Raw genomic sequence first — 16553 nt, forward strand, 5'->3', positions numbered from 1 at the left:
GTGCCCGTCAGTTGCTTGAGACGGTGACCTTCTCGTCGTTCTTCAGCTGGCTGACCAGCGTCTTGACCTTGGCCTCGTCCCAGACGAGGTTGCCGCCGGAGGAGCCGGAGATCGGCATGTTCATGGACTTGCCTTCGCCGCCGCCGGTGACGCCCTTCATCGCCCAGAACATGTCGGCCAGGTCGAACAGGCTCATGTCCTTGTCGACGACGAGGGTGTCGAGGCCCGCGCCCATCGTCGGGTAGAGCTTGAAGGGGTTGAGGATGGTGCTCGGCGTCGCGGTCTGGTTGGCCAGGGCCGCGAGGAACTTCTGCTGGTTCTTCGTACGGTCCAGGTCGCTGCCCGCGAGCGCGTACCGGGTGCGGACGAAGGCCAGGGCCTGCTCGCCGTTCAGGGTCTGCTTGCCCGCCTCGAAGTTCGCGCCGGACTTGGTGTCCTTCATCCCGCCCTTGGGGATCTCGATCTCCACGCCGCCCACCGAGTCCACGATGTTGGCGAAGCCCGCGAAGCCGATCTCGACGTAGTGGTCGATGTGCAGGCCCGTGTTGAACTCCACGGTCCGTACGAGCAGTTCGGGACCGTCCTCGGCGTAGGCCGCGTTCAGCTTCACATGCCGGCCCGTGCCCTGGAACGTCTTGCCGGACTCGGAGCCGACGAAGGTCGGGATCTCCACGTCCGAGTCACGCGGCAGGGAGATCAGCGTCGGGCCGTTGTCGCCGGTGTGCAGGATCATCATCGAGTCCGTGCGCTTGCCCTCGGCGGACCCGGTGCGCAGCTTCTTCTTCTCCTCGTCGGACAGGCCCTCACGGCTGTCGGAGCCGACGATCAGATAGTTCGTGCCCGCGCCCGCCTCCGGCCGGTCGATCACCTTCGACAGGTCGACGTCGCGGTTGAGCTTGGAGTCGGCCCAGAAGTACGTGCCGATCGACACCACGATCAGCAGCGTCACCAGCGTGAGTGCCGTCCACTTGATGCGGCGGCGCCAGTTCGGCCGGGGCCGCGGGTCGTACGGGTCGTCAGGGCCGCCCGGCCCTCCGCCGCCGGGGGAGCCGTAGACCTGGCCTGTGTTGTAGCCGCTGTCGTAGGCGTCGTCGTAGCCGCCATTGACGTACGACTGCTGCTGCGGGACCCCGCCGCCGTACGCGCTCTGCCCGGGCGGTGGCGCCGCCGGGCCGCGGCGGACCTGCCGCATCACGCGCGCGCCCTCGGGCTGTGCGTTCGCGCTGCCGCGTCCGTACCGGCCGCCGCGGTTGTCGTCGGACCATGCCTCGGGCCAATCGTTCATGGGCCCCAGTGTGCAGGGTTGTGCTATGTCCCTTACAAGGTTCGTCGGAAAATCAGGGCGCTGCTGTTGCGAATCTGACACAAAGTCCGCGCATGTCGACTCGGCATAAGGTGGGGGTCATGACAGACCAGGCCAGCGCCACGGAATCCGACACCGCGGCCATACCGGGCGCGGCCGAGGGCTTCGAGGACTGACCCCGGCTCTCACCCGCACTTCACCTCGTCCCCCCGTACCACCCCGGACTCCGTCTGCTCCGGATCGTCGGCCCGCACCTTGCGCACGTCCCGGAAGTCCGGCCCGACGATCACCTTCAGCATCGGCCCCTGCCCCTTGACCGCGCGCAGCTCGCTCCCCGGCAGCGCGGCGGCCAGCGTCTTCGCGGAGCGGTCCCAGCGGGGGTCGAAGATGACGACCGTCCGCTTCACGGCTTCCCGCGCCGTCACCGGTTGCCGGGTGGTCAGGAACCCGGTCGCCGCCAGCTGCTTGTCCGCGCGCTTGCCGAGCCCTGCGGTGGGCGACCCGTTCTCCACCTGGACGCGGATCTGCTGCGGAGCCACCTCCACGCTGACGGCCGTGCTCTTCGGGCGTTGCAGGGCCAGCGGCTTGTCCTTGCGCAGGGCCTGGAAGATCCGGTCCGCCTTCACGGGGTCCCATTTCAGCGTGGAACCGACGTCCTTGACGGCGTATCCCATCTCGCCGATCGGCACGGTCGTGAACTCGGACGAGGAGGGGGAGAAGTTCCGCATCGCCCGCCCGAGGTCCAGCAGCTCGTCCGTGCCGAAGCCCTTGTCGGCCCGCACGGACCCGAGCACCGCCCGCGTCACGTCCCGGAACTTGATCGGGTTCAGCAGCACCCCGGACGACGTGGCCTGGTCGATCAGTGCGGCCATGAACCGCTGCTGCCGCTCCATCCGGCCGAGGTCGGAGGCCCCGTCGACATGCCGGGAGCGGACGAACTGCAGCGCCTCACCGCCCCTCAGCTGATGCGTGCCGGCCGGCAGGTCGAGCCCGGTGTACATGTCCTTCATGGGCTCGGCGAGGCAGATCTTCACGCCGCCGACGACGTCCACGGTCTTCATGAAGCTGGTGAAGTCGACCTCCAGATAGTGGTCGATCTTCACATGCGTCATGTGCTCGACGGTCCGCACGGTCAGCTGGGGCCCGCCCTCCGCGTAGGCCGCGTTGATCTTGAGGGGATGGCCGTGGTGCCGCTTGCCGGTGGTCTGGTCGACATGCGGGGGCGTCTCGGCGTACGAGTCGCGCGGCAGGCTCACCACGCTCGCCCGCTCCCGGTCCTCCGAGATGTGCACGATCATGATCGTGTCGGTGCAGTGGCAGGGCTCGCCGCCCAGCCGGTACTTGCGCCGCTCCGCCTCGCCGATCTTGTCGCGGCTGTCGGTGCCGACCAGCAGCACGTTCATGCCGTCGCCGGCCTGCGGACGGTTCTTCATGTCCTTGAAGGGGTCGACCCGGGCGATGTCGGAGTCGAGGCTGGTGATCACCGAGTGCCCGATGCCGGCGGAGGCGAGGATCACCACGGACAGCGTGGTCACCACCCGCATGGCCCAGCGCGGCTTGTTCCGCCGTACGGGCGGCCGCGGCGCACGGGACGTCGGCTGCTGGGGGCGGCGCGGCGTCTGGGCTCTGGACCGAGGCGGCGTGGGCGGCGTGGGCAAGGAAGGACACCTCCGCGAGGGCCGTACGGTGGGCTGCGTGTGGGATTTGTGAGCACCGTAGGCCCATACGATCTGTGGCCCGGGGCACCGCCACCGGCGGGGCGCATCGCTGTCCCCCATTCGCGGTAACGTGAGCCTCCTATGAACGCCAAGCCCGACGTGCAGCTCCCCGCCGTGTCCGTGATCATGCCCGTCCTCAACGAGGAGCGGCATCTGCGCGGAGCCGTCCAAGCGATCCTCGCGCAGGAGTACGCCGGCGAGATGGAGGTCGTGATCGCCCTCGGTCCGTCCACGGACCGCACGGACGAGATCGCCGCCGAACTGGTCGCCGAGGACGCTCGTGTCCACACCGTCCCCAACCCGACCGGCCGCACGCCCGCCGCGCTGAACGCCGCGATCAAGGCCTCCCGCCACCCGATCGTCGTCCGCGTCGACGGGCACGGCATGCTCTCGCCGAACTACATCGCGACCGCCGTACGGCTCCTGGAGGAGACCGGCGCGCAGAACGTCGGCGGCATCATGCACGCCGAGGGCGAGAACGACTGGGAGCACGCGGTCGCCGCCGCGATGACGTCGAAGATCGGCGTGGGCAACGCGGCCTTCCACACGGGCGGCGAGGCGCAGCAGGCCGAGACCGTGTACCTCGGGGTCTTCCGGCGTGAGGCGCTTGAGCAACAGGGCGGCTACAACGAGGAGTTCATCCGCGCCCAGGACTGGGAGCTCAACTTCCGGATCCGCGAGGCGGGCGGGCTGATCTGGTTCTCGCCCGAGCTGAAGGTGTCGTACCGGCCGCGCCCGAGCATGCGCGAACTCGCCAAGCAGTACCGGAACTACGGCCGTTGGCGCCACGTCGTCGCCCGCTACCACGAGGGCTCCATCAACCTGCGCTACCTCGCCCCGCCGACCGCCGTGTGCGCCATCGCGGCGGGCGTGGTCCTGGGCGCGCTGGTGACACCGTGGGGCTTCGTGGTCCCCGGCGGCTATCTCGCGGCGATCGTCCTCGGCTCCGTCCCCGCGGGCAAGGGGCTGCCGCTGAAGGCCCGGCTGCAGATCCCCGTCGCGCTCGCCACCATGCACATGTCGTGGGGCTGGGGCTTCCTGACCAGCCCCCGCTCGCTGGCCCGCAAGGTGATCGCGAGCCGGCGCCCCGCGGTGCGGGTGGACGCCGACGCGCGCTGATCGGCCGACGTCACCATGTGAACCCCGGATTCACATGCATACACGCCTCGTCGTCCGCCCCGTTGAGGGCCTCCGCCGAGTCCGGGGTGGTGTCGTCGGTCTTCGGCGCCTTGTAGGTCGTACCCTCGCGCCAGTCCGCGCCCACGACGAGCGTGACACCGGAGACGTCGGTCGACTGTTTGACCGAACTCGCCGGAATGCCGAGGGACTTGGCGACGGCGCGGGCGTCGCCCTCCAGGTCGGCGCTGGGGTAGCGGACGAGGGTCGTGGCTTCGCTTCCGGCGGCGGCCGGGTCGGCGAGCGCCTCGTCGAAGCCCTTGCCGACGAGCAGGTTGACCACGTCGCTCGCGCGTCCGTTCTGCGGGGCGAGGGTGTCGGACCCGGTGCTGTTCTGGACCAGGACCGCGATCTCGGCGTTGGGGGCCGCGGGGTCGTCGGCCGCCTTCTCAGCGGCTTTCCCCGGCCTCTTCTTCGCGTCCTTGCCGTCCAGCGCGATGTCCTCGCGCACCAGCCGGAAGAGCTGCTCGGCGTCCTCCGTGGGCTCGACGCGCGCGCCGACGTACCGGTTCGGCATCGTGGTCATGGTGATGCGCTTCGGCTCGACCTTCCGCAGCTCGTTGCTGAGGTCGTAGAGCGCCTTGACGGTGCCGAGGCCCGGGTCGACGGTGATGGCCGCGGTGGCGCGCTCGGCCAGGCGGCGCAGCTTGTTCGGGTTGCTCAGGGTGGCGTTCTCCCGCAGCACGCGGACCATCGAGTTCATGTACATGTGCTGGGCCTTGGCGCGGGCGAGGTCGCTGCCGTCCTCGAAGCCGTAGCGGGTGCGCAGCCACTGGAGGGCCTGCTCGCCCTGCACCGGGTGCGTGCCCTTCTCCAGCTTCAGTCCTGAGCCATGGCCCTGGCTGTCCTTCGAGTAGATGTTGGCGTCCACGCAGACCGGGACGCCGCCTATGGCGTCCGCCATCGACACCACGCCCGCGAAGTCGACCATCATGAAGTGGTCGATGTGGATGCCGGTGAGCTCCTGCCAGGTGGCCACCGTGCAGCCGGGACCGCCGTGGCCGAGGCTCTGGTTGGTCATCATCCGGCCGTCGCTCGCCTCGTACACCTCGCCGTCGTCGGGGTCGGTGCACTTGGGGATCTGGACGAGGGTGTCGCGCGGCATGCTGACGACCGACATGTTGGTGCGGTCGGCGGACAGGTGCACCAGCATCTGCACATCGGCCAGCGGGGTCGCGCCGAAGGTCTCCTTGGCGCCGCCGAGCTTCTGGTTCTCCTCGGTGTCCCGTGCGTCGGAACCGATGAGCAGGATGTTCAGCGGGGTCTGGCCCGCGGAGTTCGGCGTGGGCTCGGCGACCTTGTTGTCGCCCAGGTTGAGCTCGTCCTGCTTGATGTTGCCGTTCAGGTGGCGGTAGTAGAGGTAGCCGGCGCCGGAAACGCCGAGTATGAGGACCGCCAGAGTCATCGCCGACCAGCGAAGAACCCGCCGCCCCTGCCCAGGCCGGCGTGTGCCGTGCCGGCCGTGACCCATCGCGTCGTCCCGCTCGCCGGCCCCCTCGGCGACCGGCACGGCCTCCCGCACACCGTTCTGCGTCAACTCGCCCGTCCTCCCCACCCCTTGCGCCCACCGGCGTCACACAGAGGCCCGCCGTCTGTCCCTGGAGACAGACGGCGGGCCCCTGAGGTTGCCCCTAAGGCCTCAACTGGCGCACTGGACCTTGTCGGCGGTGGACTTCTCCACGTCCGGCGTCGCTGCCGAGGCGGAGTTGAGCTTGACGCCCGCGCCCTTGAAGTCCTTGCCGAGGATCAGTGTCATCGTCGGCAGACCCTGGGCGTTGTCCACGCTCTGGCCCGGCTTCATCGCCGAACCGGACAGGCCCATGATGTCGGCGAGCCGACGTGCCTGGTCCGCCTGGTCGGGAGCGTACTCCAGAGTGGTTTTCGCCTGCGTTGCCTCGGCGTTGCCCGCGTTTTCCGACTTGGTAACGCCCGCCTCGGTCTGCAGGTAGGCCAGCTCCGCCTGCGCGCTGCCGGCGGCGGCGCCACCGTTGAGGACCCGCACCCGCACCTCGGAGGCGTCGGCCTTGGTGCCCTTCAGCCGGGCGGCGACCGCGGCCTTCTCCTTCTTCTCCTGCGCCTTGACCTCGGTGAACGAGATGTCGTTCTGGATCATGTCGAAGACCTGGGGGCCCTTCGCCTCGTCGACGACGACCGTCGCCTTGACCAGCTCGGCGGGGTTGTCCTTCACCGGGATCGTGGTGAAGGTGATGTTCTTCGTCGGCACCTTCTTCAGCTCCAGGGCGATGTCCTTGAGCGTGTTGACGTTGCCGATCGGCTCGTCCACGGTCAGCGCCTTGGTGGCGGCCTCGGCCAGTTTCAGCAGCTTGGCGGGGTTGGTGAGGGTGTTGCCGGAGGACATCTTGCGCATCAGCGAGCCCAGGAACTGCTGCTGCACCTTGATGCGGTCCAGGTCGCCGCTGTTGCCGAAGCTCTTGCGGGTGCGGAGGAAGGCGAGGGCCTGCTCGCCCTCGACCTTCGACTCGCCGGCGGGCAGCACCAGCTTCGACTGTTTGTCGTTGACGGCGTCCTCCACACAGACCTCGACGCCGTCCACGGCCGTGGTCAGCGTCTTCACCGCGTTGAAGTCGGCCATCATGAAGTGGTCCGGCTGGATGCCGGTGGCCGCCTTCACGGTGCGCATGGTGCAGCCCGGGTCCCGGCCGTTCTCGCCGAGACTCCGGTTGAAGCGGGCGCCCTCAAGGCCCGCGACGACCGTCTCGGTGCCGTCCTCCTTCTTCGTCGGACAGTCCGGGATGTCGACGATCAGGTCACGGGGGATGCTGAGCGCGGTCGCGTTCGAGCGGTCCTTGGCGACGTGCAGCAGGATCGTGGTGTCGGCGTGTCCGACGCTGCCGGCGTCGCCGTAGCTCTCGTTGCCCTCACCGGTCCGCTTGTCGGTGCCGATGATGAGGATGTTGAAGGCCTCGTCCTTGCTGAAGTTGCTCGCGCCCGCGTCGCCGACGTCCGTCGTCGCGACGTTGCCTTCCAGGTGCTTGAGATAGAGGTATCCGCCACCGGCCAGGGCGACCAGCACGAACGCCATGGTGCCGCCGGTCCACAGCACCGCCTTCTTCGCCTTCGACTGCTGCTTCGCCGGCCGGCGTCCACGCCGCCCGGGCAGCGGCTCCTCGGGCGGGACCCCGCGGCGCTTGCGCTGCGGCGGGATGTCGCGGCCGGGGGCCTTGGGGGACGTACGGCTTCGGGGAGCGCCCGTGCCCGTTTCGGCCGCTGGTCTGCGGGGCCGGGGAACCGCCGACTGCGGAGCGGAAGGGCTCAGTCGCAGTTCGTATTCACCGGTGTTCGGATTGAGTACCCACTGGTCTGCGGGATCGATGTCGTCCCCCCGCCCACGGCCTTGCGCGTCCACGGTTGTCCGAAACCTCCGTCAGGGCCACGCGGCGCTCTCCCCCCGGAAAGCGCACGGGTGTTGGTCAACACAGTGCTCGACCCCAGGACAGACTTCGTGGCCGGGGATCACTGAATCGCTCACACTATCCGCCCAGTTGGGCATCGAGCGCCGCAGTGACAAACTCCACGACCCTACAACCGGTCATTCCACCCCATTTCCCTGAAAGCGAGTTCCCTGTCCTGGTGTGCGAGTCCCCCCTGAGCCTTCAGTACGTACGTGGGGCGCGCCGCGTTCGAATCACCAGCGGTAGGGCGCGTACACGTCCATGCACTGCTTGGTGTCCGAGCCGTTGATCTCGTCGGAGTTGCCCGGCAGGTCCCCCGCCTTGGGCGCCGACTGCTTCGGATACGCCGTGCCCGTGCGCCAGTCGCCGCCCACGACGACCGTGACACCGGAGACATCGGTCGACTTCTTCACCGAACTCATGGGAATCCCCAGGGACTTGGCGACAGCCTGGGCATCCCCCTCCAACTCGGCGCTCGGGTAGCGCACGACCGTCCGGTCCTCGGAGAGTGTCGCCGAGGTGTCCGCCGTGGCCTTGGTGAAGCCCTTGGACGCCAAGGCCTGGGCGACCGCGCCCGCGCGACCGGAGACCGGGGCGGCGGTGGCGGACTGCGTGGCGTTCTGCACCAGGACGCCGACCGCGGCCTTGTCCACGGCGGTGGCGGTCTGCTCCTTGCTCGCCGGCTTCTTCTCCTGTGCCTTCGGGCCCTTGTCGTCGAAGGGCACGTCGTCGCGGAGCATCGACCAGATCTTCTCGGCGGCGGCGCCGTCCGGTACCAGGTGGTCGCTGTTCTGGGCGTCCGGGACCGTGGGCAGGGTCGTCATGGTGATGCGGTCGGTGGGCACCGTCTTGAGCTGCGTGCCCAGGTCGTAGAGCTGCTTGACGGTGCCGATCTCCTGGGAGACCTTCAGGGACTTCGTGGCCGCCTCGGCCAGGTTCATCAGCCGGCCGGTGTCGCTGAAGACGTTCTGCTGCTTGAGGGTGCGGAGCATCGAGTTCAGGTACATGTGCTGGGCCCGCGCCCGCAGCGGGTCGCTGCCCCAGGCGTGCCGGGTGCGCAGCCACTGGAGCGCCTGCTTGCCCTCGACCTTCTTGCGGCCGGCCGTCAGCTTCAGACCGGAGCCGCCGGGCACATTCGGCAGCGGACGGTCCCACACGTTCTGCTTCACGCACACCTCGACGCCGCCGATGGCGTCCGCCATGCTCACCACGCCCGCGAAGTCGATGGTCATCCAGTGGTCGATGTAGACCCCGGTGAGGTTCTGCCAGGTGGCCAGCGTGCAGCCGGCACCGCCACGGGCCAGCGACTCGTTGATGATCGTGTTGGTGGGCGGATACGTCTTCTTGGTGTCGGGGTCCTTGCACTCGGGGATGTCGACCCGGGTGTCCCGGGGAATGCTCACCACGGCCGCGCTCTTTCGGTCCGCGGACAGGTGGATGAGCATCTGCACATCGCCAAGCGGCGGATTGCCGCGGTTGTCCCGGCTGCCGCCCAGTGCCACGTTCTCGTCGGAGTTACGGCTGTCGGAGCCGATCAGCAGGATGTTCAGCGGGGTCTGCCCGGCGGCGTTCGGCGCGGCCTTGCCCACCTTGGAGTCGCCGCTGGCGCGCTCGCCCTTCACGATGTTGTCGTTCAGGTGCTGGTAGTAGAGGTATCCGGCGCCGGCCGTCCCCAGTATCAGAACCGACAGCGTCGTCGCGGACCATCTCAGCACCCGGTGCTTGCGCTGGGGCCGCCGGCGGTGTCCGAGTGGCGTCCCCTCCTTCTCCTCAACGCTGAGCGTCATCCGCTGTCTCCCACCCTCGCGCCAATGAAACGGGCCTGCTCTGCGTCCTGTGAGACGTAAAGCAGGCCCGTCAGGTCACCTCATTTGGCGCATTCGACCTTGTCGGCCGTGGATTTCTGCACGCCCTCCGGCGTCGACCCCGAGGAGGAGTTGAGTTTCACCCCGGCTCCCTTGAAGTCCTTGCCGAGGGTGAGCGTCATCGTGGGCAGGCCCTGGGAGTTCTCCACGCTCTCGCCCGGCTTCAGCGCGGAACCGGACAGTCCCATGATGTCGGCGAGCCTGCGGGCCTGGTCGGCCTGGTCGGGGGAGTACTCGAGCGTCGTCTTCGCCAGGTCGGCATCGGCGTTTCCGGCGTTCTCCGACTTCAGTACGCCCGCCTCGTTCTGCAGATACTCCAGCTCCGCCTGCGCGCTGCCGGCCTCGGCACCGCCGTTGAGGATCCGCACGCGCACCTCGGAGGCGTCGGCCTTGGTGCCCTTCAGCCGGGCGGCGACGGCGGCGGCTTCCTTCTTCTTCTGCGCCTTGACCTCGGTGAACGACACATCGTTCTTGATCATGTCGAAGACCTCGGGCGCCGTCGTGTCGTTGACGACGACCGTCGCCTTCACCTTCTCGGCCGGGTTGTCGATCACCGGCACCGTGGTGAAGGTCAGGTTCTTGGTGTTGAGCTTGCCCAGCTCCAGACCGAGGTCCTTCAGCTTGCCGATGCTGTTCAGCTGGGAGTCGACGGTCAGCGCCTTGGTGCCCGCCTCCGCCAGCTTGATCATCTTCGACGGGTTGGTGAGCGTGTCGTTGGACTTCAGCTTGCGCATCAGCGAGCTGAGGAACTGCTGCTGCAGCCCGATCCGGCTCAGGTCACCGCCGAAGCCCACCGAGTGCCGGGTGCGCACGAAGGCGAGCGCCTCCTCGCCCTCGATCGTGTGCGTGCCCTCGGACAACTGCAGCTTCGAGTCCGGGTCGTCGATGTCCTTGGCCAGGCACACCTCGACGCCGCCGACCGCGGAGGTCAGGGTCTTCACCGCGTTGAAGTCGGCGACCATGAAGTTGTCGGGCGTGATCCCGGTCAGCTCGGTGACGGTCCGCGAAGTGCAGCTGGGCGTACGGCCGTCCTGGCCGAGGCTGGTGTTGAAGCGGACGCCGTCGGTGCCCGGGATCGTCTTCGTGGTGCCGTCCTCCTGCGTCGTCGGGCAGTCCGGAACGTCGACGATCAGGTCACGGGGGATGCTCAGCGCGGTCGCGTTCGTCCGGTCCTTGGAGACATGCAGCAGGATCGTGGTGTCGGCGTGCCCGACGCTGCCGGAGTCGCCGTAGCTCTCGTTGCCCGCCCCGGTGCGCTTGTCGGTGCCGATCAGCAGGATGTTGATCGCCTTGTCCTTGCTGAAGCCGCCGGTGCTCGCGCCGTCGTCGGAGACGGACGTGATGTTGTCGTTGAGGTGCTGGATGTAGAGATACCCGGCACCCGCGGCGGCCAGCACCACGAACGCCATGGTGCCGCCGGTCCACAGCAGGACCTTCTTCGCCTTCTTCTGCTTCGCCGGCCGTCGTCCGCGCCGACCGGGCAGCGGTTCCTCGGGCGGCGCCCCACGGCGCCGGCGCTGCGGCGGAACCGCGCGTCCGGGGGCCTCGGGAGACGCCGTACGGCTTCGGGGAACACGCGCTCCGGCGCCGGGGGCAGGTCTGCGGGGACGGGGGACCGTCGACTGCGGTGCGGAAGGGGTCAGTCGCAGTTCGTATTCGCCAGTGTTCGGATTGAGTACCCACTGGTCCGCGGGATCGATGTCGTCCCGCCGCCCTCGTCCTTGCGCGTCCACGGTCGTCCGAATCCTCCGTCGGGGCGCGGCGCCCTTCCCCCAATAGGCGCTCGGGTCTCGTACAAGCAGTGCGCCGACCGGGACTGCAAACCCCAGGTCGAGCGCACCGAAGCGCTCACCCTAACCGCCCAGATCGGCGTGGAGCGACGCCGGTGACGCATTCCACGCCCCTACAACTGGGCAATCCGCCCATTTCTTTGAAAGCTGTTGGCCTGCTTTGCGTTCGCTTTATTCGCAGGTGTCCTCGTCGGCGGTGGTCCCGCTGAACGTGGGCGCGGGCGAATCGGCGGCGACGGGCTCATCGGGCCGCCGCGCGGCGGACTTTCCGTCGTCCGGCACATACAAGGAGTAATCGTCGTACGTGCCGTCGCGGCCTTTTGCGGTGGAATCCCGCGGAACTTCCGCGGCGACCGCCACCGGCGCGTCCGTGCGCAGCCGCTCGAACAGTTTCTCCGCCTCGGGCTCCACCAACTGGTCGCGATTGGCGTTGTAGACATACGACTCCCGCGGAACGGTCAGGAATTGCACGCGTTCGGTGGGGATGTCGCGTACTCCGCGCGCGAGATCGTACAAACTACGCAGACTGGCCAGTCCCGGGTCGGTGGTGAGCGACGAAGTGGCTGCGTCCAGCACGGGATACAGCTTCACCGGATTCAGCAGGACGTCATTGCTGCGCACCTTGCTCACCAGCGCACCGAGAAAGCGCTGTTGGCGGTCCATGCGGTCGGTGTCGCTGCCGTCGCCGAGCGACTTGCGGACGCGGACGTACCCGAGGGCCTGCTCGCCGTCGAGCGTCACCCTGCCGACGGGCAGTCGCAGTTTGGCGTCCTTGTCGCGGATGGGTTCCTTCAGGCAGATCTCCACGCCGTCGACGGCGTCGACCATTTCCTTGAACCCGTTGAAGTCGACGACCATGTGGTGGTCGATCCGAATGCCCGTGAGTTTCTCGACGGTTCGGATGGTGCACGCCGAACCACCGGCCTGGAAGGCGTAGTTGAACATCGCGAACATGGGCTCGGTCCGGCTGCCGTCCCGGCGCAGACAGGCGGGTACGTCGACCATCAGATCGCGGGGGAGCGAGACGGCGGTGGCGCTGCGCCGCCCGGCGGACAGATGCAGCAGGATGGTCGTGTCGGACCGCTCGGTCCCGGAGTCCTGCCCGTACCGCCGGTTCCCTTCCCCGGCCCGGGTGTCGGACCCGATGAGCAGCAGGTTCATCGCGCCCTTCACCAGGGCGGTGGGCCGCTCCTTCTCGTACCGCGCGAGCTCGGCCGCGGCCGCCTCGTCCGGCGTGATGTTCGCGTCGAGCTTCACATAGACGGCCCATACGCCCCCACCGGCGGCCAGCGTCAACACCCCGAGCGCGAGGGCGGTGCCGCGTATCCAACGCCGCCGGCGCCGCCGTATCAGCCCACTCCCGGTGGCCGACGCCCCCACTGCGGTGTCGCTCACGTCTGTTCCACCCCTCATGGCGTACGAACGCGTACGAACGTGTCGTGCGGCTGCTGTTACGACCATGACCCGGGTGGGGGCCGGGGGGTGAGTGGTGCTGGGCCGAATGGGGGACAGGGGGTGCCTGTCGCCCACGTCGGCAGCTGGTACGTCTGTAGCTCGTACGTCGGTGGTTCGCTACCTCGCCGTCGCCGTGACCCGCTCGCTCTCGATCCGCTTGGCCAGCGCTTCCTCGCCCAGCTCGTCCAGATGGCGGCACAGCACCACGGAGCCGCCGGTGGCCAGCGGCCCGTACAGCCCGGCGTTGAGCCCCTCCCAGGTGTCGTACGGCAACCCGGACAGGATCCGCGACGTCGGCCCCGTCAGTCCCAGCTCCGTCGCCTCGTCCCGGGCCCGCTCGACGACCTCGGCCCCGCTGAACTCCCGCCCGGCCACGATCAACGCGGGCTCCTCCGGATCGACCGGCGCGAACGGCACGAAGCGGTCGCCCTGACCCGGCACCTCGACGGCGTAGTCGACGAAGCCCTCCGGCGGCTGCGGGAAGCGACCGCCGAGCGGCCGCAACGCCAGCGCGACCCGCGACCCGGAACACGCCCGCGCCGTCTCCAGCGCGTCCGGTCCGCTGACGACCACGTCGGCCGCCGCCGGATCGCCCCCGGCGTCCGCGATCGCGCCCACCGACGAACACGCCAGCAGCCACACGGCCGTCTGCCAGTGCGCCGGCAGCAGCAGGGCGACCCGGTCCCCGGGCTCCACGGACAACTCGCCCTGCAGCAGATTCGCGGTCTTGGCCACCCAATTGGCGAAGGTGGCCACGGACAATTCGACGCGTTCCCCGGTGGCGTCGTCGTAGAAGGTGACCAGGGGACGTCCGGGATCCGCGGCGAGCGCGGAACGCAGCAGGTCGGCAGGGGTGCGATCGGTGGCGTTCACCCGCGCAAGCGTAACGGCGCACGCGGGCGCCCAGCCAACGCCCGGTCCATGCCTCCACCACCGATTCGGCCCAAGAGCGGCCGACGGTCCGTCAATTCCCCGATGGACAGATATGAATGCATATGTCCAACATCAGGAGCATGCGTGGATTCCTTGCTTCCTCGATCGGCGTCACGTGCGCTGCCGCCCTCGCCCTCCCGCTGACCCCGCCCGCACTGGCGGCGGCAGCGAGACCGGCACCCGGCGCGGAGGCGGCCACGACCGTCGCCCGGGCCACCGAGCCGGACGTCCCCGGCAGCACCCAGTCCCTGCCCCTCGTCCGCCTCGACGGCGACCGCACCGCCGGCCCCACCGCCGAACAGGGCCTGCCCCGCCGGGACGTACGGCGCTTCTCCCTCGTCGGCGTCGTCTGGGACAACCCGGACGGCCAACTCCACGGCCGCGTCCAGGTCCGTACGCGAGACGCGGCCACCGGCACCTGGTCCGGCTGGCAGGACGTAGAGACGCACAACCATGAGCACGCCCCCGACCCGGGCACCGACGAGGCGGCCTCGGGCCGCGTCCACGGGGCCACGGCTCCGCTGTGGGTGGGGGACTCGGACGGAGTGGAGGTACGGGTCAGCGCGGAGCCGCAGGCAACCGGGGGTGACTGGGCCGACCGCCCGGCCGGGGCGCTCCCTCCGGGCATGCGGCTGGAACTGGTGGATCCGGGAGCGGATCCAGGGGGTGAGGGCGCTGGTGTGGGGGAGGCCGACCGCCGTGCCGTGCCCCTCAACGCGGACACACCCGACTCCGCCAACGCCGGCCAACTGACGGACCAGCAGCGGGTGGCGCCCTACATCGGCCCACGTCCGCGCATCGTCACGCGCCGCGGCTGGGGCGCGAACGAGAAGCTGCGGGAGAAGAAGATCGGCTACACGAAGAAGGTGAAGGTGGCCTTCGTGCACCACACCGGGACCGGCAACAAGTACTGGTGCAAGCAGGCCCCCTCCGTCATTCGCGGTATCTACCGCTACCACGTCAAGAGCATGGGCTGGCGCGATGTCGGCTACAACTTCCTCGTCGACAGGTGCGGAAACATCTACGAGGGCCGGGCCGGGGGCGTGGCGAAGCCGGTGCTCGGCGCGCACACCCTCGGGTTCAACACCAACAGCATGGGGATCGCCGTCCTCGGCACCTTCGACTCCAAGAAGCCGTCCGGCGCCGCGGTGAAGGCGATCTCCCGGCTCACGGCCTGGAAGCTCGGCCTGCACGGCGTGAATCCGCGCGGCAAGACATATCTGAAGTCGGGCGGTGGGAATCTCTACCGGAAGGGAAAGAAGGTTCGACTGAACGTGATCTCCGGTCACCGGGACGGCTTCGACACGGCATGCCCGGGACGGCAGCTCTACCGCAAGCTCGGCTCGGCCCGCGCCACGGCGGCCCGCTACCAGGGCCGGTGAACCGCACTGCCGGGCAGCTGAACCGAAGGGCTTCGCCGGACGGCTGAACCAAAGCGCAGGAATGAAACGTCTGTGAACAGGGGACGGAACGCCGCACGGCCGTCGAAGGCGTGTCGGACAGATCTGCATACACTGGCCGGCCGAAAGACAGATCGGCCGGTCCCGGCAGGAAGCAGAGACGACAGGTGACAGAAGCGATCCTCCTGGTCGGCGGCAAGGGCACCCGGCTGCGTCCGCTCACCGTTCACACGCCCAAGCCCATGGTCCGCGCGGCCGGCGTGCCCTTCCTCACGCACCAGCTGGCGAGAGCCAGAGCGGCGGGCGTCGACCACATAGTGCTGGCGACTTCGTATCTGGCCGAGGTCTTCGAGCCGCACTTCGGTGACGGCTCGTCCCTCGGCCTTCATCTGGAGTACGTCACCGAGGAGGAACCGCTCGGCACGGGCGGCGCGATCCGCAACGTGGCGAGCCGCCTCCACTCCGCCCCCGACGACCCGGTGCTGGTCTTCAACGGCGACATCCTGACGGGCCTGGACATCAAGGCGCTCGTGGAGACCCACGACACGACGGGCGCGGACGTCTCCCTGCACCTCACGAAGGTGACGGACCCCCGGGCGTACGGGCTGGTCCCCACGGACGACACGGGCCGTGTCCTGGCCTTCCTGGAGAAGCCTCAAACCCCGGAAGAGATAGTCACCGACCAGATCAACGCAGGGGCGTACGTCTTCCGCCGCTCACTGATCGACACGATCCCGCAGGGCCGCCCGGTCTCGGTCGAACGCGAAACGTTCCCCGACCTGCTCTCGGCGGGAGCCCACCTCCAAGGCATGGTGGATTCGACATACTGGCTGGACCTGGGCACACCCGCGGCGTTCGTACGAGGCTCAGCGGACCTGGTCCTCGGCCGCGCCCCGTCCCCCGCGATCCCCGGCCGCTGCGGCGACCGCCTGATCCTGCCGACGGCAAGGGTCGCCCCCGACGCGAAACTCACCGGCGGCACGGTGGTCGGCGAGGGCGCATACGTCGCCGAAGGCGCCCGAGTCTCCGGCACGACCATCCTCCCCGGCGCCGTCATCGAACCCGGCGCGGTCATCACCGACTCCCTCATCGGCACCCGCGCCCGCATAGGCGAACGCTCCATCCTCACCGGCACCGTCATCGGCGACGGCGCCATCATCGGCCCCGACAACGAACTCACCGACGGCGCCCGAATCTGGTGCGACGCCCGCATCCCAGCGGGCGCGGTCCGCTTCTCCTCGGACCAGTAACCCCCCAACACGCACACCGGACCGGCAACCCACCTCAGCCTGTCCGGCGCTTGAGGCCGAGACCCGCGATCCCGATCCCCACCCACGCGCTGGGGAGGCCTCACTTCTCGGCGGCGGTCGGCCCATCCAGCCCGTCCGGCGTTCGAGGACGAGAACGGCCATCCCAAGCCCCCACCCACCCGCTGGGGCCGCCGCACTTCTCGGCGCCGGGCCGTGCATTTCAGCCCGTTGGGGGTGCCCCCTCTGGGGG

11 protein-coding genes are annotated in these 16553 nt (G+C 69.1%); 3 read left to right on the forward strand and 8 right to left on the reverse strand.

The window, feature by feature from the left end; genetic code table 11:
* Positions 1-7: 7 nt before the first annotated feature.
* Together ACTWQO_RS28300 and ACTWQO_RS28305 are read right to left on the reverse strand one after the other, a co-directional pair.
* Entirely contained in the window at positions 8-1285 is a 1278-nt protein-coding gene (locus ACTWQO_RS28300; protein WP_443240175.1) for an LCP family protein, read from the reverse strand.
* Between the two features lie 203 nt (positions 1286-1488).
* Positions 1489-2961 carry an LCP family protein gene (locus tag ACTWQO_RS28305; RefSeq protein ID WP_443240176.1) on the reverse strand — a complete coding sequence of 491 codons (1473 nt, stop codon included), beginning with the start codon at positions 2959-2961 and terminating at the stop codon, positions 1489-1491.
* Between the two features lie 141 nt (positions 2962-3102).
* On the opposite strand from ACTWQO_RS28305, the gene ACTWQO_RS28310 reads away from it, so the two are divergent.
* A complete protein-coding gene (locus ACTWQO_RS28310; RefSeq protein WP_443240177.1) occupies positions 3103-4140 on the forward strand; it encodes a glycosyltransferase family 2 protein in 1038 nt (345 codons plus the stop codon).
* A 10-nt stretch (positions 4141-4150) separates the two neighbouring features.
* Here the strand turns inward: ACTWQO_RS28310 and ACTWQO_RS28315 are convergent, their stop codons facing one another.
* The 6 genes from ACTWQO_RS28315 to ACTWQO_RS28340 all read right to left on the reverse strand — a co-directional run bounded on the left by ACTWQO_RS28315 (position 4151) and on the right by ACTWQO_RS28340 (position 13593).
* The gene (locus ACTWQO_RS28315; protein ID WP_443240178.1) at positions 4151-5734 is read right to left on the reverse strand and encodes an LCP family protein; all 1584 of its coding nucleotides are present in this window, start codon (positions 5732-5734) and stop codon (positions 4151-4153) included.
* A 102-nt stretch (positions 5735-5836) separates the two neighbouring features.
* The gene (locus tag ACTWQO_RS28320) at positions 5837-7564 is read right to left on the reverse strand and encodes an LCP family glycopolymer transferase (protein ID WP_443240179.1); all 1728 of its coding nucleotides are present in this window, start codon (positions 7562-7564) and stop codon (positions 5837-5839) included.
* 279 nt (positions 7565-7843) lie between these two features.
* Positions 7844-9397, reverse strand: coding sequence for an LCP family protein (locus tag ACTWQO_RS28325; protein WP_443240180.1), 1554 nt, complete (start codon positions 9395-9397; stop codon positions 7844-7846).
* Between the two features lie 80 nt (positions 9398-9477).
* A complete protein-coding gene (locus ACTWQO_RS28330) occupies positions 9478-11208 on the reverse strand; it encodes an LCP family glycopolymer transferase (protein WP_443240181.1) in 1731 nt (576 codons plus the stop codon).
* 228 nt (positions 11209-11436) lie between these two features.
* Positions 11437-12660, reverse strand: coding sequence for an LCP family protein (locus ACTWQO_RS28335; protein WP_443240182.1), 1224 nt, complete (start codon positions 12658-12660; stop codon positions 11437-11439).
* Positions 12661-12837: 177 nt separating this feature from the next.
* A complete protein-coding gene (locus tag ACTWQO_RS28340) occupies positions 12838-13593 on the reverse strand; it encodes a TIGR03089 family protein (protein ID WP_443240183.1) in 756 nt (251 codons plus the stop codon).
* Between the two features lie 140 nt (positions 13594-13733).
* On the opposite strand from ACTWQO_RS28340, the gene ACTWQO_RS28345 reads away from it, so the two are divergent.
* Entirely contained in the window at positions 13734-15035 is a 1302-nt protein-coding gene (locus ACTWQO_RS28345) for a peptidoglycan recognition protein family protein (protein ID WP_443240184.1), read from the forward strand.
* 185 nt (positions 15036-15220) lie between these two features.
* Positions 15221-16303 (forward strand): nucleotidyltransferase family protein, encoded by a 1083-nt coding sequence (locus ACTWQO_RS28350; RefSeq protein ID WP_301981533.1) that lies wholly within the window; start codon positions 15221-15223, stop codon positions 16301-16303.
* Positions 16304-16553: the final 250 nt, after the last annotated feature.

The organism is Streptomyces sp. 4N124 (assembly GCF_052245395.1).
Classification (GTDB): Bacteria; Actinomycetota; Actinomycetes; order Streptomycetales; family Streptomycetaceae; genus Streptomyces.